The 23,253-nt window shown below is 71.4% G+C and carries 25 protein-coding genes; 11 read left to right on the forward strand and 14 right to left on the reverse strand.

The window, feature by feature from the left end:
• Window positions 1-44: 44 nt before the first annotated feature.
• From folK to ftsH, 5 genes are read right to left on the reverse strand one after another with little or no spacing between them, the layout of a single operon-like run.
• Window positions 45-524, reverse strand: a complete 480-nt coding sequence (folK, locus tag IEZ00_RS01745) for a 2-amino-4-hydroxy-6-hydroxymethyldihydropteridine diphosphokinase (RefSeq protein ID WP_189221239.1) — start codon at window positions 522-524, stop codon at window positions 45-47.
• Window positions 517-879, reverse strand: coding sequence for a dihydroneopterin aldolase (gene folB / locus IEZ00_RS01750; RefSeq protein ID WP_189221727.1), 363 nt, complete (start codon window positions 877-879; stop codon window positions 517-519). The genes folK and folB overlap by 8 nt, the downstream gene beginning before the upstream one ends.
• 4 nt (window positions 880-883) lie before the next feature.
• Window positions 884-1,669 (reverse strand): dihydropteroate synthase, encoded by a 786-nt coding sequence (folP, locus tag IEZ00_RS01755; RefSeq protein ID WP_189221728.1) that lies wholly within the window; start codon window positions 1,667-1,669, stop codon window positions 884-886.
• 29 nt (window positions 1,670-1,698) lie between these two features.
• Window positions 1,699-2,334, reverse strand: coding sequence for a GTP cyclohydrolase I FolE (gene folE / locus IEZ00_RS01760; RefSeq protein WP_189221240.1), 636 nt, complete (start codon window positions 2,332-2,334; stop codon window positions 1,699-1,701).
• Window positions 2,331-4,559, reverse strand: coding sequence for an ATP-dependent zinc metalloprotease FtsH (gene ftsH, locus IEZ00_RS01765; protein WP_189221241.1), 2,229 nt, complete (start codon window positions 4,557-4,559; stop codon window positions 2,331-2,333). Before ftsH ends, folE begins: the two co-directional genes overlap by 4 nt.
• 437 nt (window positions 4,560-4,996) lie before the next feature.
• Between ftsH and IEZ00_RS01770 the strand changes: the two genes are divergently transcribed.
• On the forward strand, window positions 4,997-6,697 hold the full coding sequence (locus IEZ00_RS01770) for a substrate-binding and VWA domain-containing protein (RefSeq protein WP_189221242.1): 1,701 nt from the start codon (window positions 4,997-4,999) through the stop codon (window positions 6,695-6,697).
• 320 nt (window positions 6,698-7,017) lie between these two features.
• Here IEZ00_RS01770 and hpt read toward each other — a convergent pair whose 3' ends face one another.
• From hpt to dacB, 4 genes are read right to left on the reverse strand one after another with little or no spacing between them, the layout of a single operon-like run.
• Window positions 7,018-7,566, reverse strand: coding sequence for a hypoxanthine phosphoribosyltransferase (gene hpt / locus IEZ00_RS01775; RefSeq protein WP_189221243.1), 549 nt, complete (start codon window positions 7,564-7,566; stop codon window positions 7,018-7,020).
• Window positions 7,567-7,582: 16 nt separating this feature from the next.
• The gene (gene tilS / locus IEZ00_RS01780) at window positions 7,583-8,503 is read right to left on the reverse strand and encodes a tRNA lysidine(34) synthetase TilS (protein WP_189221244.1); all 921 of its coding nucleotides are present in this window, start codon (window positions 8,501-8,503) and stop codon (window positions 7,583-7,585) included.
• Window positions 8,500-9,528, reverse strand: coding sequence for an Rv3626c family coenzyme F420 biosynthesis-associated protein (locus IEZ00_RS01785; protein WP_189221245.1), 1,029 nt, complete (start codon window positions 9,526-9,528; stop codon window positions 8,500-8,502). The genes tilS and IEZ00_RS01785 overlap by 4 nt, the downstream gene beginning before the upstream one ends.
• Before the next feature lie 28 nt (window positions 9,529-9,556).
• Window positions 9,557-11,401 (reverse strand): D-alanyl-D-alanine carboxypeptidase/D-alanyl-D-alanine endopeptidase, encoded by a 1,845-nt coding sequence (gene dacB / locus IEZ00_RS01790; RefSeq protein ID WP_229794905.1) that lies wholly within the window; start codon window positions 11,399-11,401, stop codon window positions 9,557-9,559.
• A gap of 156 nt (window positions 11,402-11,557) precedes the next feature.
• On the opposite strand from dacB, the gene IEZ00_RS01795 reads away from it, so the two are divergent.
• Complete coding sequence (locus IEZ00_RS01795) at window positions 11,558-12,061, forward strand: inorganic diphosphatase (RefSeq protein WP_121223566.1); 504 nt, start codon at window positions 11,558-11,560, stop codon at window positions 12,059-12,061.
• Between the two features lie 76 nt (window positions 12,062-12,137).
• Here the strand turns inward: IEZ00_RS01795 and IEZ00_RS01800 are convergent, their stop codons facing one another.
• Entirely contained in the window at window positions 12,138-13,796 is a 1,659-nt protein-coding gene (locus tag IEZ00_RS01800; protein ID WP_189221247.1) for an MDR family MFS transporter, read from the reverse strand.
• Window positions 13,796-14,314: a MarR family winged helix-turn-helix transcriptional regulator gene (locus IEZ00_RS01805; RefSeq protein WP_189221248.1), complete on the reverse strand. Its 519-nt coding sequence runs from the start codon at window positions 14,312-14,314 to the stop codon at window positions 13,796-13,798. Before IEZ00_RS01805 ends, IEZ00_RS01800 begins: the two co-directional genes overlap by 1 nt.
• A gap of 126 nt (window positions 14,315-14,440) precedes the next feature.
• On the opposite strand from IEZ00_RS01805, the gene IEZ00_RS01810 reads away from it, so the two are divergent.
• Genes IEZ00_RS01810 through IEZ00_RS01820 form a run of 3 tightly spaced genes read left to right on the forward strand, consistent with a single transcriptional unit; the run spans window position 14,441 to window position 16,616 of the window.
• Window positions 14,441-14,887 carry a DUF4442 domain-containing protein gene (locus IEZ00_RS01810; RefSeq protein ID WP_189221249.1) on the forward strand — a complete coding sequence of 149 codons (447 nt, stop codon included), beginning with the start codon at window positions 14,441-14,443 and terminating at the stop codon, window positions 14,885-14,887.
• Between the two features lie 41 nt (window positions 14,888-14,928).
• Entirely contained in the window at window positions 14,929-15,648 is a 720-nt protein-coding gene (locus IEZ00_RS01815; protein ID WP_189221250.1) for an excalibur calcium-binding domain-containing protein, read from the forward strand.
• 17 nt (window positions 15,649-15,665) lie between these two features.
• A complete protein-coding gene (locus IEZ00_RS01820) occupies window positions 15,666-16,616 on the forward strand; it encodes a TIGR03617 family F420-dependent LLM class oxidoreductase (RefSeq protein WP_189221251.1) in 951 nt (316 codons plus the stop codon).
• On the opposite strand, the gene IEZ00_RS01825 is transcribed toward IEZ00_RS01820, so the two are convergent.
• From IEZ00_RS01825 to IEZ00_RS01835, 3 genes are all read right to left on the reverse strand, one after another.
• Window positions 16,603-16,773, reverse strand: coding sequence for a hypothetical protein (locus tag IEZ00_RS01825; protein WP_189221252.1), 171 nt, complete (start codon window positions 16,771-16,773; stop codon window positions 16,603-16,605). The two genes, IEZ00_RS01820 and IEZ00_RS01825, sit on opposite strands and share 14 nt — an antisense overlap.
• 446 nt (window positions 16,774-17,219) lie before the next feature.
• Complete coding sequence (locus IEZ00_RS38050) at window positions 17,220-17,765, reverse strand: GNAT family N-acetyltransferase (protein WP_189221253.1); 546 nt, start codon at window positions 17,763-17,765, stop codon at window positions 17,220-17,222.
• Window positions 17,762-18,544, reverse strand: coding sequence for a GntR family transcriptional regulator (locus tag IEZ00_RS01835; protein WP_189221254.1), 783 nt, complete (start codon window positions 18,542-18,544; stop codon window positions 17,762-17,764). Before IEZ00_RS01835 ends, IEZ00_RS38050 begins: the two co-directional genes overlap by 4 nt.
• A gap of 109 nt (window positions 18,545-18,653) precedes the next feature.
• Here IEZ00_RS01835 and IEZ00_RS01840 point away from each other — a divergent pair, with 109 nt between their 5' ends.
• The 6 genes from IEZ00_RS01840 to IEZ00_RS01865 all read left to right on the forward strand — a co-directional run bounded on the left by IEZ00_RS01840 (window position 18,654) and on the right by IEZ00_RS01865 (window position 23,207).
• The gene (locus tag IEZ00_RS01840; protein ID WP_189221255.1) at window positions 18,654-18,971 is read left to right on the forward strand and encodes a hypothetical protein; all 318 of its coding nucleotides are present in this window, start codon (window positions 18,654-18,656) and stop codon (window positions 18,969-18,971) included.
• Window positions 18,971-19,399: an RRQRL motif-containing zinc-binding protein gene (locus IEZ00_RS01845; protein WP_229794907.1), complete on the forward strand. Its 429-nt coding sequence runs from the start codon at window positions 18,971-18,973 to the stop codon at window positions 19,397-19,399. Before IEZ00_RS01840 ends, IEZ00_RS01845 begins: the two co-directional genes overlap by 1 nt.
• Window positions 19,400-19,575: 176 nt before the next feature.
• On the forward strand, window positions 19,576-19,755 hold the full coding sequence (locus IEZ00_RS01850) for a hypothetical protein (RefSeq protein WP_189221256.1): 180 nt from the start codon (window positions 19,576-19,578) through the stop codon (window positions 19,753-19,755).
• A complete protein-coding gene (locus tag IEZ00_RS01855) occupies window positions 19,745-20,020 on the forward strand; it encodes a hypothetical protein (protein ID WP_189221257.1) in 276 nt (91 codons plus the stop codon). The genes IEZ00_RS01850 and IEZ00_RS01855 overlap by 11 nt, the downstream gene beginning before the upstream one ends.
• Entirely contained in the window at window positions 20,020-20,934 is a 915-nt protein-coding gene (locus IEZ00_RS01860; protein WP_189221258.1) for an ABC transporter permease, read from the forward strand. The genes IEZ00_RS01855 and IEZ00_RS01860 overlap by 1 nt, the downstream gene beginning before the upstream one ends.
• The gene (locus IEZ00_RS01865; protein ID WP_229794909.1) at window positions 20,931-23,207 is read left to right on the forward strand and encodes an FtsK/SpoIIIE domain-containing protein; all 2,277 of its coding nucleotides are present in this window, start codon (window positions 20,931-20,933) and stop codon (window positions 23,205-23,207) included. Before IEZ00_RS01860 ends, IEZ00_RS01865 begins: the two co-directional genes overlap by 4 nt.
• Window positions 23,208-23,253 lie beyond the last annotated feature (46 nt).

Raw genomic sequence — 23,253 nt, forward strand, 5'->3', positions numbered from 1 at the left:
ATGGTGGTCACCTGGCCTCCACGGCCTCGCGTGGTGGCTGGGGGTCAGAGCAAGGAGTGGGGGTAGGGGCGGACGCCGGTCGTGTCCAGTGTGGACAGCAGGTCGGCGGTCCTGCCGTGTCCGGGTAGGACGGCGTCGGGGTCGACGTCCAGCCAGGGGATCAGGACGGTGGCGCGCTCGTGGGCGCCGGGGTGGGGCAGCAGCAGGTCCGGGTGGTCGGAGCGCACGCCGTCCACGGTCACCACGTCCACGTCCAGGGTGCGCGGACCCCAGCGGCGCTCGCGCACCCGGCCCGCCGCCCGCTCCAGCTCCTGCCCGCGCCGCAGCCAACCCCACTCGTCCGGCTCGCCGGAGACGATGAGCACGGCGTTGAGGAAGTCGTCCTGGTCGGTCACGCCCCACGGCGCGGTCTCGTACACCGGGGACACCGCCACCAGGTCGTCGGCGAAACCGGCCACGGCCTGGCGCAGGTAGCCCAGCCGGTCGCCCATGTTCGAGCCGATCGACAGGACCGCCCTAGTCACGGGTCCGCCGGATGGTCACCGACACGTCCGCGAAGGTCAGCGGGATCGGCGCGGACGGCTTGTGCACGGTCACCTCGACCGCCCGCACCCTCCGGTCGGTCAGCACCTCGTCGGCGACCTCGCCCGCGACCGCCTCGATCAGGTCGCGCGGCCTGCCGCCGACGATCGCCGCCGCGCGCTCGGCCAGCTCGCCGTAGTGCAGCGTGTCGCGCAGGTCGTCGGTGGCCGCCGCGCGGGACAGGTCCAGCCACGCGGTGATGTCGACCAGGAAGTCCTGCCCGTCCCGCTTCTCGTGCTCGAACACGCCGTGGTGGCCGCGCACCCGCAGGCCGCGCAGCTCGATGCGGTCGCCCACCGGGTCAGCCACGGCCCGCCCGCCAAGCCCGCGCCACGGCCACCGCGTCCAGCGAGCGGCCCACGTCGTGCACCCGCACGCCCCACGCGCCCGCGAACGCGGCCAGCGCCGACACCGCCGCGGTGGCGTCCTCGCGGCCGTCCGGCGCGCGGCCACCCAGCAGCGTGCCCAGGAAGCGCTTGCGGGACGCCCCCACCAGCACCGGGAACCCCAGCTCCAGCAGCACGTCCAGCCGGTTGAGCAGCTGCCAGTTGTGGTCGGCGTCCTTGGCGAACCCCAGACCGGGGTCCAGCACCACGTCCTCCGCCCGCACACCCGCCGCCAGCGCGGCGTCGACCCGCGCGGACAGCTCGTCGCGCACCTCGCGCACCACGTCGTCGTAGACGGCCAGCCGCTGCATCTCGCGGCTGTGCCCGCGCCAGTGCATGACCACGTACGGCACGCCCGCCTCGGCGACGACCTTCACCATCGCCGGGTCGGCCAGGCCGCCGGAGACGTCGTTGACGATCGACGCGCCCGCCTCCAGCGCGGCCAGCGCCACCTCCGAGCGCATGGTGTCCACGCTCACCGGCACGCCCTCGGCGACCAGCTCGCGGATCACCGGCGCCACCCGCGCGGCCTCCACCTCCGGCGGCACCCGCTCGGCGCCGGGGCGGGTGGACTCGCCGCCCACGTCGACCAGGTCGGCGCCCCGGCGGTGCACGGCCACGCCGTGCGCCACCGCGTCGTCGCGGTCGAGGTAGCGACCGCCGTCGGAGAACGAGTCCGGGGTCACGTTGAGCACGCCCATCACCACGCAGTGCCCCGGCCTGGGCAGGGTCACCGGCCGCGCCCCCTGATCAGCTCGATCGCCTCCGCGCGGGTGGTCGGCGAGTCGCGCAGCATCCCGCGCACGGCCGAGGTGGTGGTGCGCGAGCCGGGCTTGCGCACCCCGCGCATCCCCATGCACAGGTGCTCGGCCTCGATGACCACGATCACCCCGCGCGGCTCCAGCCTGCGCACCAGCGCGTCGGCGACCTGCGAGGTCAGCCGCTCCTGCACCTGCGGCCGCTTGGCGTACAGGTCGACCAGCCTGGCCAGCTTGGACAGCCCGGTGACCCGGCCCTGCTCGTTGGGGATGTACCCGACGTGCGCGACGCCGTGGAAGGGCAGCAGGTGGTGCTCGCAGAACGAGTACATCGGGATGTCGGTGACCAGGACGAGCTCCTCGTGGCTCTCGCCGAAGGTCTTGTCCAGCACGCTGTCCGGGTCGGTGAACAGCCCCGCGAACAGCTCCCGGTAGGCCCGCGCCACCCGCGCCGGGGTGTCCCGCAGGCCCTCCCGGTCCGGGTCCTCGCCGCAGGCCAGCAGCAGTTCCCGCACGGCTTCCTCGGCCCGGCGCTGGTCGAAGGGCCGTCGCGCGGCGACGCCGGCCTCCCCCGTCAGGGAGAGGCCGGCGTGGTCGAGACCGGTCACTGGCGGTTGTCCGGGTCCGTGTCGAAGGACCGCTTCCCCGCCTCCGCGTCGGTGGGCTCGGGCTGCCACTGGGTCGCGGGCGGCTGGCCGCCGCCGGGGACGGTGGCCGGGGTCCAACCGGGGGGCGCGCCGTAGTTCGGCGGGCCGGACGACGGGTGCTGCGGCTGGTAGCCGTTGCTGCCGTTGGGCTGCTGCGGCGGCTGCTGGGCCTGGACCGGCGCGGTCACCGGCTCCTGCGCCGACGGCACCTCGGCGATCTCGCGCTCCAGCTGCTCCTCGACGGTGGGCGGCCACGGCTCGCCGCGCTCCTTGGCCAGCTCCGCCGGGGTCTTGACCGGCGGCTTGTCCGACGGGACGCGGTTGCCGAACTCGTTGAACTTGGTGATCCTCGGCCGCTTCTCCACCCCGGCGAAGATCCGCTCCAGGTCCTTCTGGTGCAGGGTCTCCTTCTCGATCAGCTCCAGGGTGAGGTTGTCGAGGATGTCGCGGTAGGTGTTGAGCACCTCGTAGGCCTCGGTGTGCGCGGCCTCGATGAGCTCCCGGACCTCCTCGTCGATCTCGTGCGCGACCTCCAGCGAGTAGTCGGCCTGGCGGCCCGCGGTGCGGCCGAGAAACGGCTCGCCCTGCTCCTGGCCGTACTTGACCGCGCCCAGCCGGGCGCTCATGCCGTACTCGGTGACCATCGCGCGGGCGATCTTGGTGGCCTGCTCGATGTCGTTGGACGCGCCCGTGGTCGGCTCGTGGAAGACCAGCTCCTCGGCCGAGCGCCCGCCCAGGGCGAACACCAGCCGGGCGATCATCTCGGACCTGGTCATCAGGTCCTTGTCCTCCTCGGGCACGGACAGCGTGTGACCGCCGGTGCGCCCGCGGGCCAGGATGGTGACCTTGTAGACCGGGTCGATGTCCGGCATCGCCCACGCGGCCAGCGCGTGCCCGGCCTCGTGGTAGGCGGTGATCTTCTTCTCCTTCTCGGAGATGATCCGGCTCTTGCGGGCCGGACCGCCGATCACCCGGTCGACGGACTCCTCCAGCGCGGCGCCGCTGATCACGGTGCCGTTCTGCCTGGCGGTCAGCAGCGCCGCCTCGTTGATGACGTTGGCCAGGTCCGCGCCGGAGAACCCGACGGTGCGCTTGGCCAGGCCGTCCAGGTCGGTGTCCGGGGCCAACGGCTTGCCCTTGGCGTGCACCCGCAGGATCTGCTTGCGGCCCTTGAGATCGGGCGCGGACACCGGGATCTGCCGGTCGAACCGGCCGGGGCGCAGCAGCGCGGGGTCCAGGATGTCGGGCCGGTTGGTCGCCGCGATCAGGATGATCCCGCCGCGCGAGTCGAAGCCGTCCATCTCCACGAGCAGCTGGTTGAGGGTCTGCTCGCGCTCGTCGTGGCCGCCGCCGAGGCCTGCGCCGCGGTGGCGGCCGACCGCGTCGATCTCGTCGACGAAGATGATGCACGGCGCGTTCTGCTTGGCCTGCTCGAACAGGTCGCGGACGCGGGAGGCGCCGACGCCGACGAACATCTCGACGAAGTCCGAGCCGGAGATCGAGTAGAACGGCACCCCGGCCTCACCGGCGACCGCGCGCGCGAGCAGCGTCTTGCCGGTGCCGGGCGGGCCGTAGAGCAGGACGCCCTTGGGGATCTTCGCGCCGAGCGCCTGGTAGCGGCCGGGGTTCTGCAGGAAGTCCTTGATCTCCTGCAGCTCCTCCACGGCCTCCTCGGCGCCCGCGACGTCGGCGAACGTCGTCTTGGGCATGTCCTTGGACAGCTGCTTGGCCTTGGACTTGCCGAAGTTGAGGACGCGGTTGCCGCCGCCCTGGGCGTTGTTCATCATCCACATCAGCAGCACGAGCAGCAGGCCGAGCGGGACCAGGTACAGCAGGATCTGCATCAGGAACGAGTCCTGGTTGACCTTGGTCTCGACGGTCGGCTTGTTGCCCGCCTGGTCGAGGATGGTGAAGACCTCGTCGGTGGAGCTCGCCGGGAACTGCGTGATCAGCCGGTTGTGGCCCTCGAAGGTCACCCCGTCGTTGAGGGTCAGCTTGAGGCGCTGCTCCTTGTCCTCGATCGTGGCTTCCTTGACCTTGCCGTCCCGGACTTGCTGCAGTGCCTGGGACGTCTTGACCGGGGTGTAGCCCCTGGCGTCGTCGAAGAGCACGTTGAAGGCGTAGTAGAGCAGCAACACCGCGACGATCCACAGCAGCGGGTTGCGAAGCAGGCGCTTGCGGTCCATGCACTTACGGCCGTCGGGCGGCCTCGACCCTCCCTGACTTGGTGACGGGCGCAGACGGGCACGCCCGTCCGACCAGCCTACCGCCCGAGCCGCCGGAGCAGTGCTCCGCGTGCGGAAGCGGCGGACCGGGTGGTGGCGTTCGAGGGATCAACGGCCGGGGACGGCCGAGGGTTCCCCACCGCGGTGCCGCGGTGACCACGAACACGGCCCGCAGGTCAGAGCGGTTCACCGGGGTCGTGGTGAACCGCCTCGGCCACACCGCCGTAACCACCATGACGGCCTTGGCGTTACCAGCGCGGGTAGCGACCGCGCGAGCCGGACTCGGGTGACTCGGAACACCAGGGGCCGGCCGCGTGGTGGCGCGCGTGCGATCCTCGCCACCACGAGTGTTCAACACCCACCCGAAAGAGTGAACACCGACCGAAGGTAACGACAGCATGTCCCCTCGCCCCCAGACACCCGGACGCCTCCGGCGGGTCGCCCTCCCCGTCGGCGCCCTGCTCGGCGTCATCGCGGCCGCCGGTGTGACCGTGGTCGCGCTGCGGGCCACCAGCGGTCCCGACTGCGACGGCACCCTGCCGCTGAAGGTCGCGGTCACCCCCGCGGCCGAGGAGGTGGTGCGGGCCGCCGCGGAGGACTACCAGGCGGACCAGCCAGTCGTGGACGGCCGGTGCGTGCAGGTGCAGGTCGAGCCCCGCGGCGCCGCGGACGTGGCCCACGAGCTGCCCACCGCGCAGATCAACCCGCCCGCGCTGTGGATCCCCGACTCGTCGATGTGGGCCGCCGAGGCCCAGCGCCAGGCGGGCGACGAGGGTGTCGAGGCGCCGAAGCTGGACATCGGCGAGCCGCTGGCCAGCTCCCCGCTGCTGATCGCGGGCTCCGAGCGGGCCATGACCGCCCTCGGCTGGCCGATCACCCCGGTGAGCTGGAAGAAGGTGGTCGACCCAGGGGTCGAGGTGACGCTGAGCGACCCGACCACCTCCACCGAGGGCCTGGCCACGCTCGCGGTCATCCGCGCCCAGCTGGGCAACCCCGACGGCACCCCCAAGCCGGAGCTGATCGGCGCGCTGCTGCGGGTCGGCCGCAACGCGCTGCCGTCCGTGCGCGACGCCTTCGGCAAGGTCACCCAGGGGGTGGACAACGCGCCCGTGTTCACCGCCCCGGAGCAGTCAGTGCTGGCCGCCAACCGCGCCGCCGGGGCGCGCAAGGTGGTGGCGTCCCAGCCCCAGGAGGGCACGGTCGCGTTCGACTACCCGGTGGTGCGGGTCAGCCGGTCGGGTGAGCAGGCGGGCACCGCGCGGGCCGCCCAGGACTTCGAGGCCGCCCTGCGCGGCGACCGGACCGCCCAGCGCTTCGCCGAGGCGGGCTTCCGCACCCCGGACGGCAAGGCCCCGCAGGACTGGACGACCGACGAGCACGGCGTGCGCGGCGGCGAGGTCACCGTGCTCAAGACCCCCACCCCCGACCAGGTCTCCGAGCTGCTGGGCACGTGGGGCGCGGTGAGCCTGGACGCCCGGCTGCTGGCCGTGCTGGACGTGTCCGGCTCCATGGCCGAGCCGATGGGCAACGGCAAGCAGACCAGGGTGAACGCCGCCACCGAGGCGGCGCTGACCGCGCTGGGGATGCTGCCGGACACCTCGGAGATCGGCCTGTGGGCGTTCTCCACGGACAAGAAGCCGCCGAACGACTGGATCGAGCTGGTGCCGCTGGGGCCGCTGGGCGAGGCGCTGGGCGGGCCGACCCGGCGGGTGCGGCTGCAGCAGGGCGCGTCCAGCCTGCCGTCGCTGGTCGGCGGCGGGACGGCGCTCAACGACACCACCCTGGCCGCGTTCCGGCACGTGCAGCGGACCTACGACCCGACGAAGATCAACTCGGTGACCCTGATCACCGACGGCCGCAACGACGACATCTCCAGCATCGACACGGCCGCGCTGATCGAGACGCTCAAGCGGGAGGCGGACCCGACCCGGCCGGTGCCGCTGATCATGGTCGGCCTCGGCAACGAGGCCGACATGGCGGCGCTGCGCCAGATCGCCCAGGCCACCGGCGGCAAGGCGTACCAGGCGATGGAGGCCGAGGACATCCGCGGCGTCCTCCTGGACGGCATCTCGCAGCGCCGCTGCCGCCCCAACTGCTGACCCCACCCCCTCGGGTAGTACTTGCCCACCCTCACCACCCACCCGGTGAGGCGCGTGCAAGTACTACCCGAGGCGCCCACGAGGGCCGGTAAGTACTACCCGAGGCGCGCGAACGCTCAGTTCGCGGTGTCCGAACGCTCAGTTCGCGCGATCGGGTGAGCACGACAACACCGGTGCTAGTCAGGTGGGCACCGCGCGAGGCCGCGTCGGCCTGTCGGCATGCCTTTCGCGGAAAATCACGCTCTTCGATTTTCCGCGAAACGCGTGCCGATGGGCCGACTTCCGGGCGGCCGAGCCGCCGCGCCGGAGGCGCGGCAGTCCTACACCGAGTAGACCTTGGGGTCGAGGGTGCCGATGTAGGGCAGGTCGCGGTAGCGCTCCGCGTAGTCCAGTCCGTAGCCCACGACGAACTCGTTGGGGATGTCGAAGCCGATGTACTTGACCGGCACGTCGACCTTCACCGCGTCGGGCTTGCGCAGCAGCGAGCACACCTCCAGCGACCGCGGCTTGCGCGAGGCCAGGTTCTTGAGCAGCCACGACAGGGTCAGGCCGGAGTCGATGATGTCCTCGACGATGAGCACGTCGCGGTCGGCGATGTCGCGGTCGAGGTCCTTGAGGATGCGCACCACGCCGGAGGACGAGGTGGACGAGCCGTAGGAGCTCACCGCCATGAACTCCAGCTGCACCGGCACGGGCAGCGCCCTGGCCAGGTCGGTCATGAACATCACCGCACCCTTGAGCACGGTGATCAGGACGAGGTCCTGGTCGCCCGCCGGGTAGTCGGCGGCAACCTGCTTGGCGAGCTCGCCGACCTTGTCGCCGATCTCCTGCTCCGTGATGAGCACGGAGGCGATGTCGCCGTCGTACACGGACGATCCCCTTCGGTCATGCCTGCACTGCTTCCAGGATCAGCCTGCCATGCGCGCGGCGCGCCACAAAGCCGCCCGCCAGCCAAACGCCCCCCTGACCGCGCCAGTCCCCCACCAGCGCGTCCACCGAGCGCAGGTGCGAGTCGGACAACTCGGGCACGCCTTCGGCGAGCAGCCAGCGCCGCAGCACCCGCCTGCGCAGCGCGGCGGGCAATCCGTCCAGGTCCCCCACCGCGCAGCAGTCGCCGTCGAAGGCCGCGGCCAGCTCGTCCAGCGCGTCGCAGTCCTCCCGCAGCTGGGCGGCCGTGCGGGCCAGCGCGTCGGCGACCCCGCCCTGGAGCACGTCCTCCAGCAGCGGCAGCACCTCGGTGCGCAGCCGGACGCGGGTGAACGCCGGGTCGGCGTTGTGCGGGTCGGTCCACGGCTCCAGCCCCAGCTCGGCGCAGGCGGCGGCGGTCGCGGCGCGGGGCACCCCGAGCAGCGGGCGGCCCCACGGCGGGTCCAGCGGGCGCATGCCCGCGATCGAGCGCGGCCCGGAGCCCCGGCCCAGCCCGAGCAGCACCGTCTCGGCCTGGTCGTCGCGGGTGTGCCCGAGCAGCACCAGCCCGCGCTCGGGGCGCAGCGCCGCGTACCGGGCCCGCCGCGCCGCCGCCTCCGGGCCGCCGGGGCCGTCCACCACGACGGTGCGCACCTCGGCTGCCAGGCCCAGCTCGGCGCAGGTGCGGGCGGCGCGGGCGGCCACCTCGGCGGAACCGGGCTGCAGGCCGTGGTCGACCACGACCGCGCGGGCGCCGGGCGCGAGCTTGGCCGTCACCGCGGCCAGCGCGAGCGAGTCCGCCCCGCCGGAGACCGCCACGGTGACCCGCTCGGGCCGGTGCTCCAGCAGGAACCTGCGCACGGCTGTGCGGACCTGGGCGAGCGGCCCGTTCCCGCTCACGGCGCGACGCGGCGCAGCCAGGCGGCCGGGTCGGTGACCTCCACGCGGGTCGGGAGGGTGTCCGGGCTGGTCCACACGGTGTTGAAGCCGGCCATGCCCACCTCGTCGACCACGTGCCGGGTGAACGCCGCGCCCTCGGCGTACTGGCGGACCTTGGCCTCCACGCCCAGCAGCGTGCGCAGCACCCGGTCCAGCACGCCGCCGCCCTTGCGCCGGACGGTGAACCGCTCGCGGATGGTGCGCACCGAGGGCACCACGTCCGGGCCGACGGCGTCCATCACGTGGTCCGCGTGGCCCTCCAGCAGCGTCGACAGCGCGATCAGCCGGTCCAGCACGGCGCGCTGCTCGGGGCTCTGGAACAGGTCGAGCAGGCCCACCGGGCCGGTGGCCTCGCGCAGCCGCCGGGGCAGGTCGCGCAGCCGCGGCGAGGAGCCGTCCATGGCGTCGAGCAGCTCGGTGACCAGGCCGGCGAAGTGCCCCGCGAGCCACGGCACGCCGGTGAACTGGAGCCGGTGGGTGACCTCGTGCAGGCACACCCACATGCTGAAGTCCTCACCCGGCACGTCGAGCGCGTGCTGCGCGCCGACGATGTTCGGGGCCACCAGCAGCAGCCTGCCGCCGTCGGAGAACGGGTCGTACTGGCCCAGCACGCGGGCGCTGAGGAAGGCCAGCACCACGCCCGCCTGCACGCCCGCCGTGCCCGCGAGCACGCCGCTGAACGCGCCGGACTGCTTGGGCAGCGCGCCGTCGGTCAGCGCGCTCAGGCCCTGCGCGGCGGCGCGCACCCAGGCCGGGCGGTCGACCACCTCGCCCGGCCGCAGCGGCAGGCCGCTGCCCAGCCCGGTCAGCTCGCGCACGTGCACCTCGGCGTCGACCGCCAGCTCGCGCAACCTGCCCACCGCGATGTCGGCCTCGGCCCTGGGCACCACCGGGCCGGGCCGCACCAGACGCGCGGCCGTGGCCACCGCCAGGTCCCAGTCGACCGGCGTGCCGCCCACCTGCTCCTGCTGCGTCGCCGCGTTCACCCCACCGACGCTACCTGCGCGTGCGGGTTCAGGAACAGCCGCAGCCGCGCAGCGCGGCGGCCAGCTCGTCCAGCGCCCCGCGCACGCTGTCGGTCGACTTGTCGCTGATCGACATGAACGCGAACACCAGGAGCCTGCCGTCGACGTCCACCACCACGCCCGCCAGCGAGTTCACGCTGGTCAGGGTGCCGGTCTTGGCGCGAACCCAGCCGCGCCCCGCCGCGCCGCTCTGGCTGTACCGGGTGGCCAGGGTGCCGCTGCCGCCCGCCACCGGCAGCGCGGTCATCAGCGGGCGCAGCTTGGCGGTGCGCGGGTCGGCGGTGTCCGGCCCGGCAGCGGTGCTGAGCAGCGCGCCCAGCAGCTTGGCGGGCACCCGGTTGTCCAGCGACAGGCCGCTGGCGTCGGCGGACTGCACGCCGGTCAGGTCGAACCCGTGCTCGGTGAGCACGTCGCGGACCGCCTTGGTGGCGCCCGCGAACGACGCCTCCTGGCCGCGGGCCACGGCCACCTCGCGGGCCATCGTCTCGGCCAGCACGTTGTCCGAGTTCTGCATCATCGTCTCGACCAGCCGGTCGACCGGCGGCGACTTGACCTCGCCGAGCACCTTGGCGTCGGCCTTGGCGGTGGTCCGCCCGGCGACCTGCGCGCCGAGCCGCTCGGCCAGCTCGCGGGCGGCGTCCTCGGCGGGGGTGCCGGTGCGCGGGGTGTCCAGCAGTTGCGGGTTGCCCCGGCCGCCGTCGAGGATCAGCGACGTGATCGGGGTGACGAAGCCGTTGGGCACGTCCATGGGGTCCACGCCGGGCGCGATGCCCTCACCGGTGTAGCGGCTGGTGTCGAACTGCACCCTGGTGACCGGTCCGGCCGCCTTGACCTGGGCGACCAGGTCGTCCAGCGTGGCCGCGCCGGGGTAGACGGTGGCCACGCCCTCGGGCAGCGAGGACAGCGTCGGGTCGCCGCCGCCGACCAGCACCACGGTGCCGGGCTGGTCGCCCTGGACGACCTTGGTGGACAGCTGCTGCGTGTGGTCCAGCTCCAGCAGCGCCGCGGCGGCGGTGAGGGTCTTGATGGTGGAGGCGGGGGTCAGCGGCGTGGTCTCGCCCTGCTGCCACAGCGTGGTGCCCGCCACCGGGTCGACCACGACGCCGGTCAGCGTGCCGAGCGCGCCGTTGGCCGCCGGTCCGCTCAGCGCGGCGGTCACGCCGGGGGCGCTGGGCGGGGGACCGCCGCTGCCGACGGCGCGCAGCGCCCTGGTGACCTCGGCGGGCGGCGCGGGGGGCCGCGTGGTGGCGGTCGGGGTGCTGTCGAACCAGCCCAGCCGCACGCCCGCCAGTGACGCGCCCGCGACCAGCACGACGACCAGGGCCAGCGCGCCGATCAGCAGCGGACGCCTGCGGCGGCGGACGGGTTCGGCGGTGCCCTCGGGCTGCTGCTCGGGCTGCTGCTCGGCCTGCTCGGGGCGCGGCGCGGGAGCAGGAGCCGGAGCGGGGGCAGGGGCAGGAACCGGGGTCGGGGCGGGCGCGGGGGCCGGGACAGGAACCGGGGAGGGAGCAGGGGCCGGGACGGGCTGCTGCTCGGTCCGCTGCTGCTCGGTCCGCTGCTGCTCGGCGGGCTGCTCGGGCGAGGGGGCGGGCAGCTCCGTCCGGGGCGCGTCGACCTGCGGCGGCTGGAGCCGGTCCACGCGCAGCATCTCCGTCGAGGCCTGCTCCGGCTGGGACGACTCCGGCTGGGACGACTCCGGGCGGGGCGACTCCGGGCGGGGCGACTCCGGCCGCGGCTTGGGCGGCAGCGGGATGCGCATGGTGGGCGGCTCGGCCGGTCGCGAGCGCTGCACCTGCACCGTCGGCGGCTCGCGGTCCGCCTCGTCACCGTCCACGGTTGGCCACGATGGCTCGTCGGGCACGCGGGGTCCTCCGGGGTCGACTACGGGCAATCTCACACCCCCAGGCGAGACCGCTGTGGGGGTTGACGAGACGTCGTGGTCCACACTAGTGGCCACACCGCACAGCGAAGACGAGCGAGGACCAGCGCAGTGGAGTTCGACGTCACCATCGAGATCCCCAAGGGGGTCCGCAACAAGTACGAGATGGACCACAAGACCGGGCGCATCCGGCTGGACCGCACCCTGTTCACGGCCACTCAGTACCCGGCGGACTACGGGTTCGTCGACGACACGCTGGGAGAGGACGGCGACCCGCTGGACGCCCTCGTCCTGGTGCAGGAGCCGACCTTCCCCGGCTGCCTGATCCGCGCCCGCGCCATCGGCATGTTCCGGATGACCGACGAGAAGGGCGGCGATGACAAGCTGCTCTGCGTGCCCGCGGACGACCCGCGCAGCGAGCACCTGCGCGACATCCACCACCTCAGCGAGTTCTACCGGCTGGAGATCCAGCACTTCTTCGAGGTCTACAAGGACTTGGAGCCGGGCAAGAGCGTCGAGGGCGCGACCTGGGTCGGCCGCACCGAGGCCGAGGCCGAGATCGTCCGGTCCTACCAGCGCCTGAAGGACGCCGTGGCGCGCGGCGAGGAGCACTGAGCCCGGAGAACCGGGTCGAACGCGGAGAGGCCCACCCCCTGGCAGGGGGTGGGCCTCTCCGCGTTCGACCGGCGGGTCAGTGCACGGCGACGGGAGGCGCCGCGGCCTCCTCCTCGTCGCGCACCCGCTCCAGGTTGGAGCGGGTGGACAGCGGGACCTCGCGCAGGAACCACACGATCGCGAACCCGACGGCGGTCACCACGCCGCCGACCACGAACACCGTGCCGATCGCCTCGGAGAAGCCCTCCAGGAACGGCCGGGCCAGCACCGGGTCCAGCGTGGTGAGGAACTCGGTGTTGTCCAGGCTCATCCCCGAGCCGCCGCTCTGCAGGGACGCGGCGAACTCGCGGTTCTCCGGGCGGGCCAGCGCGGCCTGGAACTCCGGGCGGCCGAACGCCTCGCGCAGCGCCTCGGCGATCTTGGTGGTGACCGTGCTGAACAGGATGGACAGGAACACCGCGGTGCCGACCGTGCCGCCGATCTGGCGGAAGAAGGTGGCCGACGAGGTGGCCACGCCCATGTCCCTGGGCTCGGCGGCGTTCTGGATCGCGATCAGCAGGGTCTGCATGCACAGGCCGAGGCCGATGCCCATGCTGAACATCAGCACCAGCGGCTGCCACACCGGCGTGTCCACGCCGACCCGGCTGAACACGAACAGCGTCACGGTCAGCACCGCGAAGCCGATCACCGGGAAGATCTTGTAGCGCCCGGTCACCGCGGTGATCCTGCCGCTGATGTTCGCCGCGGACATGATGCCCAGCGTCATCGGCAGCATCATCAGGCCCGCGTCGGTGGCCGAGTAGCCCTTGACGATCTGCAGGTAGAGCGGGATGGACACCATGCCGCCGAACATGCCCGCGCCGAGCACGAAGTTGATCGTGTTGCCCATCGAGAAGGTCTGCTTGCGGAACAGCCGCAGCGGCAGCAGCGCCTCGTCGCCCATCCGCCGCTCGGCGAGCACGAAGCCGATCAGGCCCAGCACGCCGACGACGTACATGGCCACGGCGGTGGTCGAGGCCCAGCCCCACTCGCGGCCCTGCTCGGCCACGACCAGCAGCGGCACCAGGCCGACGGCCAGCATCAGCGCGCCGAGGTAGTCCACGCGGTGGTCGACCCGCTTGTGCGGGACGTTGAGCACCTTGGCCACGACGGCCAGCGCCACCAGCGCGATCGGCACGTTGATCAGGAACACCCAGCGCCAGCCCGCGGTGCCCAGGAACGTCTCCATGCCCGCGAACAGGCCGCCGACGACCGGGCCCGCGACGCTGGAGGTGCCGAAGACGATCATGAAGTAGGCGGCGTAGCGGCTGCGCTCCCTCGGCGAGGTGATGTCCGCGAGGATGGCGAAGGCCAGCGACATCAGGCCGCCCGCGCCCAGGCCCTGCACCGCGCGGAACGCGGCCAGCTCGTACATCGAGTTCGCGATGCCGCACAGCAGCGAGCCGACCAGGAACAGCGAGATCGCGGTCAGGTACAGCGGCTTGCGACCGTAGATGTCCGACAGCTTGCCGTACAGCGGGGTCGAGATGGTCGCCGTGATCAGGTAGGCGGTGGTGGCCCACGCCTGCACGGTCTGGCCGTTGAGCTCGTCGGCGATCGTCTTCATGGCGGTCGCGACGATCATCTGGTCCAGCGCCGCGAGGAACATGCCCATCAGCAGTCCTGACAAGATGGTCAGGATCTGCCGGTGGGTGAGCAGCGCCGCGCCGGGTGGCGTGGTGGCTGTTTCCGACATCAGTTGTTCTCCCCTTCTGGGCGCGGTCGTGATCCGCGCTCAGGGATGAAGTTCGGGAGCGCCCGCTCGTAGTCGCCCACGAAGCGCTCGAAGTAAGTGGCGAACTCGGCCCACTCCGGTGTGGACCAGTCCGCGAACAGGCGCGCGATCGCCGCGTTGCGCCCGCGCCGCCGCTCGTCGAGGAACGCGACCCCGGCCTCGGTCACCACGAGCACGCTCGCGCGCCCGTCCGCGGGGTCGGCCCTGCGCTCGACCAGGCCCTCCTTGACCAGGTCCGCGACCTGGCGGCTGACCGTGGAGGGGTCGGAGAAGACCGCCTCGGCCAGCGCGCTGGATCGCGACGGCCCCTGGTAGTGCAGGGTCGCCAGCAGGATGAACGAAGCCTTGTCGATGCCCGCCTTGCTCATCTGGGAGTGCAGGCACGCCTGCAGCCTGTTCAGCCGCGCCAGCGCGTGACCGACGCGGTCGGCCAGCGCCTCCTCGGACGCGGGCGCTCCGTCGTCGGGCTCGGTCGTCATCGGGCACTCCGTTGCTTGCATCATCCAACTAGTTGCTGAGTACAAGCATGCACTTTCGGAGGATTCTTCGCAACTGAGATGACCGGCGTCTCACCTCTACTGGTTACCCAGCGGTAACATCCGGCCATGGACACCTCGTCGCTAGCCGCCGCCATGAAGCAAGCCGTGCCGTGGGTGCGCACCAACGGCATCGAGTTCGTCGAGGTCGCGCCCGGTCGGGTGGTCACCGCGCTGCCCGACCGCGAGGACCTGCGCAACCACGTCGGCGGCCCGCACGCCGCGATGATGTTCGGCGTCGCCGAGACCGCCTCCGGCGCGGTGGTGATGGCCGCCTTCGCCGAGCACCTGGGCAAGGCCACCCCGCTGGTGGTGAGCTCGCGGATCGACTACCGGAAGCTGGCACTGGGCGCGCTGCGCGCCGAAGCCGTCCTGGACCGCCCGGCGGTCGACGTGGTGGCCGAACTGGAGTCGGGCACGCGGCCGGAGTTCCCGGTGCGGGTGACCATCACCAACGCCGAGGGCGTCACCACCGGCGAGATGACGGTGGTGTGGACGCTGCGCCCCAACCGCTGAGGCGGGTAACGCGCGGGCGGTGGCCGTGCGATGCCCGGTACATGAACGCCACCGGTTCGGCCCGAGGATTAGCTCCACTCCTGGCGATTCCGGTTCTGCTGCTGACCAGTTGCGGAACCGGTCCGTCCACGAACGACAGTGCCGCCCTGTCGATCGCCCCCAGCACCACCACTTCCACCACCACGACGACCACGACGACCACGACCACCCCGCCTCCGGTCCAGGTCGCCGACGTCGTGGACGCCCGCACGATCGTCGTCACCGGCGGCGCCACCGTCCAGCTCGCCGGCCTCGCCCAGCCCGGCGCGTGCTGGGGGCAGTCCGCCACCGGTGCCGTCAAGAACTCCTTGGCGGGCAAGTACTTGCGCGTCAACGGCGGCACCGTGCTGCTGCCGGACGGCACCGACCTGGCGGTGTTCCTCGTCGGCCAGGGCCTGGCGCGGGCCGAGCAGGCGGCAGGCGCCGTGCTGAGCGCCGCACAGGCGACCGCGCAGCAGGCCAAGCTGGGCCTGTGGGGAGCGCCGTGCGACGGCGCGGACACCGTCGCGCCCCCGCCGCCCCCACCGCCCGCGCCCAAGCCCGCGCCGGTCCCAGCCCCCGAGCCCGCGCCCAAGCCCGCACCGCAGCCCGAGCCCGCCCCGGAGGTCTACTACCGCAACTGCGACGCGGCCCGCGCCGCGGGCGCCGCGCCGCTGCACCGCGGCGAGCCCGGCTACCGCGCCCCCCTCGACCGCGACAACGACGGCGTGGCCTGCGAGTAGCTGGTAGAACCAGCCGGGTGAAGGTGGACCGCGTCGAAGTCGAGTACGACCCCGGCAGCGTCGTGGCGGCGGCGCTGGAAGCGGAAACGTCCGGCTGCGACGGGTTCTGGGTCGCGGAGACCCGGCACGACCCGTTCCTCGCGCTCGGGCAGGTCGCCGGGCGGGTGCGGCGGGTCGAGCTGGGCACCGCGATCGCGGTCGCCTTCGCCCGCAACCCGATGAGCACCGCCGTGCTGGCCAACGACCTGCAGCTGATCACCGGCGGCCGGTTCCACCTCGGCCTCGGCTCGCAGGTCGAACCGCACATCACCAAGCGGTTCGGCATGACCTGGTCCAGGCCCGCGGCCAGGATGCGCGAGTTCGTGCTGGCCATCCGGGAGATCTGGCGGGCCTGGGAGACCGGCGACCGGCCGCGCTTCCGCGGCGAGTTCTACACGCACACGCTGATGACGCCGTTCTTCGACCCAGGCCCCAACCCGCACGGCAACCCCCGCGTGTGGCTGGCGGGCGTCGGCGAGCGGATGACCGAGGTGGCGGGCGAGGTGGCCGACGGGTTCCTGTGCCACGACTTCACCACCGAGCGCTACCTGCGCGAGGTCACCCTGCCCGCGCTGGCGCGGGGCCGCGCCAAGGCCGGGAAGCCGCTGGCGGGCCTGGAGATCAGCGGCCCTTCGCTGGTGGTGACCGACGACGAGTCGGCCGCGGCGGTGCGGCGGCGGATCGCGTTCTACGGCTCCACCCCGGCCTACCGCAAGGTGCTGGACCTGCACGGATGGGGCGAGCTGCACGAGGAGCTGCACCGGCTCTCGCGCAGGCAGCGGTGGGACGAGATGAGCGCGCTGGTCGACGACGAGGTGCTGCGCGCGTTCGCCGTGGTCGGCACGCCCGCCGAGGCCGCGGCGGCGCTGCGCGACCGCTACGGCGACGTGGTCACCCGCGTGGCGGCCCCGGTCCTCATGACGGCGTGAGCCGGTGCGGGCGGCTCGGCGTGCTGCGCACGCCGTGGTGGAACAGCGCCAGTTCGACCGGCGGCTCGCACCGCCTCGACCACCGCCGCCTGCCGCCCCGCAGGACGAGCAGGACCAGCGGCAACGCCAGCACGGTCAGCACGACCATCCCGATCACCGCCACCACCTCCACGAACGCAACGACAGGATGAGGCCACCCTGATGCCGCATGCGCGAACGTCACTCTAATGGAGTAGTCAACGGTCCCGGAACGCGGAAACGACTCGGGTCCGACGCGCGTGGCACGCCGGACCCGAGTGCATCTCACCTGAGCCGCCTGTCGGAATCGAACCGACGACCTGTTCATTACGAGGGAATCTCACCTCTAATGCAGACAGGACCAACCGCCTGTCTTTCTCGCACGTCCGGTCCGCCAACGTCCACCGATGTCCGCCCGTGCTCACCTCGGTTGTCACGCAGTTGGTCACGCAGGAGCGTCCACGAGGACACCAACCCGCTCACAGCCGACGTGACGATTCCCTCGCAGACAAGATCACGTCTCGTGACGCTAGCGCCCTGGCCGCATCCGTCACCGCGCTGGCACTGTGCCGTACCTAGACCGCCTTACCGGGTGGTTTGCACCTCGCGATCTAGCTCAGGGTGCATACGGGCGTCTACCTCGAACAGCGCGCCTGACCACCTGTCGGCCACGTCTTCTGTTCGGATGTACCTAGCACCCACAGACCTATAGTAATCTTGCAACCGTTTATTTGTTCGCCAGACGTCCCACCTGACGTACTCAAATCCACGCTTAGCGGCAAAGTCACTAGCCCAGGTGATTGCAAGCTTCCCTAGACCACTTCCGCTTCGACTGCGACTTGTAGCCATCTTGCCAAGATAGAGTGCCCTGTCGGCCAGTTCCGAAGGGGTCCAGAAATCCGGGTCACCCTCGCTCGTTAGAGTCAAGGTCGCAATCGGTTCGTCACCGTCGTTCAACAGCCAGGTTTCTTGCCTAGATATCGAGTTTCTAACCCTGGTGTCAAACGAACGCCCGGTATTCCATTGATCACTGCCAAGCTCACGCAACCAGTCGATACGCTGCTTAAGCAGCCGCATCACAGTGTCGAAATCTTCCGCACGGGCCATAGACATCACGTACGGTTTTGTCATAGTGATGCCTTTCCCGGCTTCACTCGTTCGAACAACACAACATGCTTTGAACCGATCAGCACGTTTACAGTGCAGCGCACTGGTTCATCGTTGGCCGTATACCCCGTCAATCGATGCACTAGCACCGGGTTTCCTGGACCAAGTTCGAGTCGCGCAACCTCGTCTGGCAGCGGCATGCGTGCTTCGATTTCGTCCGTGGCTCGCACCTGTTCGTAGCCAAGTTCCGTTAGAACCTGACTTGCACCTCTGGCAATATCGGCGGGATTTAGTATTTCGGAACCTTTGACCAGTTCGTACGGATAGAACGTGTCATTGATATTAAATGGCTCGCTGTCAATATAGCGGACGCGCCGCCGAGCGACGACCAGGCTTGTCGGCTGAATATTTAGGCGTTCAGCTACTTTGCTGGGCGGCTGAATTATTTCCACACTGATTCGCTGAGAAGGCTCACGCCCGAGAGTGGTTTGCTCCTCCATCCAGCGATCCATTTCGGGACTGGAGGGCTGGGGACGCCACTCAGATTGAGGTCTGACGTATGACAGCTCATGACGGCGAACAAAGTAACCACGCGGTCGAGCAGGACTAATTAGCCCCTCATTAACCAGCACTGCCAAGCCATGCCGAACAGTCTGACGCGCTGTGGCGAACTCTTCGCAAAGATCCTTCTCAGTCGGGAGCTGCGAGCCGGGGGACAGTTCGCCACTGATGATCTTCGCTCGTAGCGAGTCGGCAAGCTGCTGGTAGAGCGGCTTGGGGGAGTCAGCAACACGGCGCGTCATGGGCACAGTCTTCCCTGGTCAGGTGGCATTGTCTAGTCAATCCGCACCAAGGGGTTGACAGCCCGTAGAGCAGTCGGGCACTCTCTGCATCGTTCGTATTGACCAGACAATGCGTACCGAGCAGACAGGGGAAGACATGAGTGACCGCTACCCGGATGGCCTGACGAGTGCCGTCCTGGAGGTGTTGGGGCAGCAGGTGTCACAAGAGTTGGCGGACTTGTCCGCTCCGACCTCGGCGCTTTTGGACGGTTCGGCGTTGGAGCGGCGGAACCGGCGGATCGCGGCACGTGCGTTGGCCGGCGTGACGGCGCGGTACGGCGTGACCTTGGCGCAGACGGTGGCCGAGTCGGGTCGCCCGGTGCAGCTGCGCGGTGGCGTGGCGGTGCACCCGTCGCGTGTGGTCGAGGCGTTGGCCGAGGTGGCGTGATGGGACGCCGGTCGTTTCCGTGGCTGCTGACCGAGGTGCCGTGGGCTGAGGGTCCGCAGTTCACCCGTGGCACGTACGAGGGCTTACCGCTGCTGTCCTACGGCTGCGCGCCGCGCGACAAGCTGGCCACCTACCGGCAGCTGCGGGCGATGGGGCTGCGGCCGGGTGGTCAGGACCCGGTGGCGGTGCTGTTCGTGCGGCACCGCGCGTCGGGCACGACCTCGTTCGCGTCGCTGTACCTGATCGAGCGCGCCGCGCCGGTCCGCCCGATGACCCGCGCCAAGTTCACCGCGCTAGCCAAGGCCAACCTTGCGCGCCGAATCTGCCGCCGTTGCGGCCGTGACCCGCTCTACGTGCTGCCGACCAGCACCCGTCTGTGCTGGCCGTGCTCGGAGATCGCCGACACCAGCACCGCGCACGCCGCGTGACCCGGTCGGAGAACACGACCAGATCCTCACCGACGCCGTGGACCTCATCGAGCGGACCGGCATCACCCTCACCCACTGACTTCGCCCGGACCGGCGGCACATCCGACCAAGAACGCTGCCCGCCGGTCCGGCCCACCCCAACACCGTCCAAGAGGACGGGTCAGGAGAAGACAAGCATGTCCCGCGCGACCTCATCGCACAACGCACCAAGCGGGGCGTCGGTGGTCGAGCCCGCCGCCCGCGCCGAGTTCGAGCGCACCCACCCCGGCCGCTCCTGGGCCGACGCTCCGGCCTGGCAGCGTGACCACTTCCGGCTGACCGCCCGTCAGCGCGCGGGGGTGTCCGATGACCAGTGAGCTGATCGCTACTGCCGTGGTGCTGGTCGTGCCGGTGCCGCTGCCGTTCCTGCTGCTGACCCTCGCCGCGCTGCTGCTGGCCGTGCTGGCGTGGCGGCTGGTGCTGGCCGCCGCTGTGCTGCTGGCCGGTGCCTGGCTGCTGGTCAGCGTCGGCGCTGCCGGGCTGGTGACGCTGCTGGCGCTGGCCGTGTTCGCCGCCGCGCTGCCGCCCTGCCTGACTTCCGGTTCCCGCACTGTGCGGCTGCACCGTCAGGAGGTGGCGTGATGACCAGCGCGTACCCCAAGCGGTTGGACGCCCTGACCGATCAGGTTCGCGCCCTGGCGGTGGAACTGGGCGAGTGGCCCTCGCGCAACCAGGTCATGAAGCGCTGCAAGGTGGGCGCTCCCAAGGCCACCACGGCGCTGGCCGCGCTGAGGGCGTCCGGGTTCACCCCGGCCGACCACGCGGTGACGGAAGCCACCAGGACGCACGCCCCCGCACTTGACCAGCCCGCACCGGAGGTCGCTCCGGTGCGCCGGTTGCACTCGGTGCCGGTCGAGTCCGACCAGCCCGCCCCGGAGGCTGCGGAGCCCGCTGCGGTCGAGCCCGTTCCGGTCGCGGGGAACACCGTCCCGATGGCTGTAACCGGTGAGGGGCCAGCGGGGGACTCGACACCGCCCGTGGTCGAGGTGGAACCGGTTGCCCCCGCGCCGACCACCACCCCAACGACCGCCCCGACGCCCGTGCGGCGTGGCGCGCGGCCACGTCCGTGGCCGCTGCTGCTGATCGCGGCGGGTGCGTTCGTGGCCATCTGGGGCGGTTGGGTCGGGTTGGGTGAGATGACCGGGTTCGGTCCGATCCGGCTGCTGCCCGGTATCGCGGACGACTTCGTGGTCAACTCCGCGATCACCCTGCCGTTGGGTGTGGAGGCGTACGCGGCCTACGCGCTGCGGGTGTGGCTGTCCGGGGCGACACGATCGGCCCGTGCCCGCTCGTTCGCCCAGTGGTCGGCCATCGGCGCGCTGGTGCTGGGTGCGCTGGGGCAGGTGGCGTATCACCTGATGGAGGCCTACGGGGTCAAGGTGGCCCCGTGGTGGATCACCACGTTCGTGTCCTGCCTGCCCGTGGTCGTACTCGGCTGCGGTGCGGCCCTGAATCACCTGCTGCGCGACCAGGACGACGCGGAGGTGACCCGATGAGCACCACCACCACGACGCTCACCACGCCCGATCCCGAGGAACGGCCGGACGGGTCCGACGCGGGCGGCAAGGTGTACCGGCTGCCCACCGCTGACGGCATGCCCACTGACGGAACGCCCGCGGGCGGTGACGCAAGCCCCGCGGGCTCCCCGGCCACGCCGGTCGGCGCTCCGGTGGAACCGGCGTCGCCCGTGCTCGACGCGGAGTTGGTCGAGGACGACGCTGCCGCTGCCGATCGGCCGGTGGTGCCGGTCGACCAGCCGGGCAGCAGCAGTGACGCGGACTGGGTGACGCGGCTGCGGGAGACGCAGCGGTTGCCGATCATCCCCGGCTACCTGCGCACCCTGTCCGAAGCGCGGCAGACCGCCGGGTGGATCGGGCGGCACTACGCGCACGCCACCGGCTACCACGCGGTGCGCGCTCCGCTGTACCTGCTGCGGCTGGCCGCGCGGTCCCCTCAGGGTGCGGTGCTGCTGCTGGCCGCGACCGGCCGGTGGGTCTCGGACGCGGAAGGGCGTCCGCTGCGCCGCGCGATGGCCAACGCGGGTGAGGCCGAGAAGTACTTGAAGTTGGTGGCCGAGCGCAACGCGCGGGTCCGGCTGCGCACGCTGCTGCTGCTGGTCGGCTCCACCCTGGGGGTGGTGCTGTTCATGGTGCTGCCGGGCGTGACGCCGGGGTGGGTCACCTGGGTCTGCGGCATGGTTGCGCTGGCCATTCTCGGCAAGCTCGGTACCCCGGCGGACAAGCCGGTTGCCGGGCGCGCGGTGGTCGGCCCGCAAGCGGCCAAGCTCACCTCCGATGTGGTGGTGCAGGCGTTGTCTGCCCTCGGCATCGGCGGGATCAACCAGGCGGTGTCCAAGAACCCACGCGCGATCGGGTTCACCGCGCCGATCACCCGTGACGGTCCTGGTTGGCGCGCCGACGTGGAGCTACCGCCTGGTGTGACCGCAGCGGAGGTCATCGAGCGTCGGGACAAGCTGGCGTCGGGCCTGGGGCGTCCGCTGGGCTGTGTGTGGCCGGAGGCCAACACCACCGGCCACCCCGGTCAGCTCGTGCTGTGGGTGGGTGACCGGGACATGTCCAAGGCCAAGCAGCCCGCGTGGCCGCTGCGGGCGGGCAAGCCGATCGACCTGTTCGACCCTCAGCCGTTCGGCACCGACGTGCGCGGCCGGTGGGTGAAGTTCGCCCTGATGTTCGTGGCCGGGATCGTCGGCGCAATCCCGCGCATGGGCAAGACGTTCACGCTGCGGGAGCTGCTGCTCATCGCCGCGCTGGACCCTCGCGCGCAGCTGCACACCTACGACCTCAAGGGCACCGGCGACCTGTCGCCGCTCGCGCCCGTGGCGCACCGCTACCGGGCCGGAGACGACGCGGAGGACATCGAGTACGCGCTGACCGACCTGCGGGCGCTGCGGGAGGAGATGCGGCGCCGCACCAAGGTGATCCGGGAACTGCCCAAGGACCTGTGCCCGGAGAACAAGGTGACCTCGGAGTTGGCCTCCAAGCGGTCGCTGCGGCTGCACCCGATCGTGATCGGGGTGGACGAGTGTCAGGTGTGGTTCGAGCACTCCGAACACGGCGCGGAGTTCGAGGAGATCTGCACCGACCTCGTCAAGCGCGGCCCGGCAACGGGCATCGTGTTGATCCTCGCGACGCAGCGTCCCGACGCCAAGTCCATCCCTACTCCGATCAGCGACAACGCCGTGTTGCGGTTCTGTCTGCGAGTCAGCGGCCAGCAGGCTAATGACATGGTGTTGGGCACCTCGTCCTATCGCAACGGTGAGCGCGCCACCCAGTTCGCGTTCTCTGACAAGGGAATCGGGTTGCTCAAGGGCGTCACCGACGAGACCACGACCGTCAAGGGCGTCTACATCGACGGCCCCGGCGCGGAGGCCATCGCGGCCAAGGCCCGTGCCCTGCGAGTCGCGGCCGGGCTGCTGTCCGGCTACGCGGCCGGGCTGGACGTCGAGGTCACCGAGAGCGCCACGGACACGCTGCTGCCCGACGTGCTCACCGCGATGGGCAGCGCCGACAAGGCATGGTCGGAGTCCATCGTGGACCGCCTGGCGGAGCTGCGACCGGCCGTCTACGGCTCCTGGGCAGAGCAGGACGGCAAGGACAAGGCCAAGCACCTCGCCGCCGCGCTCAAGCCCTACGGCATCGCCACCGTGCAGGTGTGGGGCACCGACCCCGCCACCGGCAAGGGAGCCAACCGGCGCGGAGTCGACCGCGACCACATCACAGCGGCGATCACGGAGCGCGACGGAAAGTAGCCATCGCACATCCGGCGGGACGGCGCTGGGTCTAGCACCCGACCCC

Origin of the sequence: Saccharothrix coeruleofusca (genome assembly GCF_014648515.1) — a bacterium.
Classification (GTDB): domain Bacteria; phylum Actinomycetota; class Actinomycetes; order Mycobacteriales; family Pseudonocardiaceae; genus Actinosynnema; species Actinosynnema coeruleofuscum.

Coding starts and splice junctions, on each gene's coding strand:
- IEZ00_RS01810 (WP_189221249.1), top strand. CDS start 14,441: ATGGACACCTCGTCGCTAGCCGCCGCCATGAAGCAAGCCGTGCCGTGG.
- IEZ00_RS01770 (WP_189221242.1), top strand. CDS start 4,997: ATGTCCCCTCGCCCCCAGACACCCGGACGCCTCCGGCGGGTCGCCCTC.
- IEZ00_RS01865 (WP_229794909.1), top strand. CDS start 20,931: ATGAGCACCACCACCACGACGCTCACCACGCCCGATCCCGAGGAACGG.
- IEZ00_RS01840 (WP_189221255.1), top strand. CDS start 18,654: ATGCGTACCGAGCAGACAGGGGAAGACATGAGTGACCGCTACCCGGAT.
- IEZ00_RS01860 (WP_189221258.1), top strand. CDS start 20,020: ATGACCAGCGCGTACCCCAAGCGGTTGGACGCCCTGACCGATCAGGTT.
- IEZ00_RS01855 (WP_189221257.1), top strand. CDS start 19,745: ATGACCAGTGAGCTGATCGCTACTGCCGTGGTGCTGGTCGTGCCGGTG.
- IEZ00_RS01815 (WP_189221250.1), top strand. CDS start 14,929: ATGAACGCCACCGGTTCGGCCCGAGGATTAGCTCCACTCCTGGCGATT.
- ftsH (WP_189221241.1), bottom strand. CDS start 4,559: ATGGACCGCAAGCGCCTGCTTCGCAACCCGCTGCTGTGGATCGTCGCG.
- IEZ00_RS01850 (WP_189221256.1), top strand. CDS start 19,576: ATGTCCCGCGCGACCTCATCGCACAACGCACCAAGCGGGGCGTCGGTG.
- IEZ00_RS01805 (WP_189221248.1), bottom strand. CDS start 14,314: ATGACGACCGAGCCCGACGACGGAGCGCCCGCGTCCGAGGAGGCGCTG.
- IEZ00_RS38050 (WP_189221253.1), bottom strand. CDS start 17,765: ATGACAAAACCGTACGTGATGTCTATGGCCCGTGCGGAAGATTTCGAC.
- folP (WP_189221728.1), bottom strand. CDS start 1,669: ATGGGCGTGCTCAACGTGACCCCGGACTCGTTCTCCGACGGCGGTCGC.
- IEZ00_RS01845 (WP_229794907.1), top strand. CDS start 18,971: ATGGGACGCCGGTCGTTTCCGTGGCTGCTGACCGAGGTGCCGTGGGCT.
- IEZ00_RS01800 (WP_189221247.1), bottom strand. CDS start 13,796: ATGTCGGAAACAGCCACCACGCCACCCGGCGCGGCGCTGCTCACCCAC.
- IEZ00_RS01835 (WP_189221254.1), bottom strand. CDS start 18,544: ATGACGCGCCGTGTTGCTGACTCCCCCAAGCCGCTCTACCAGCAGCTT.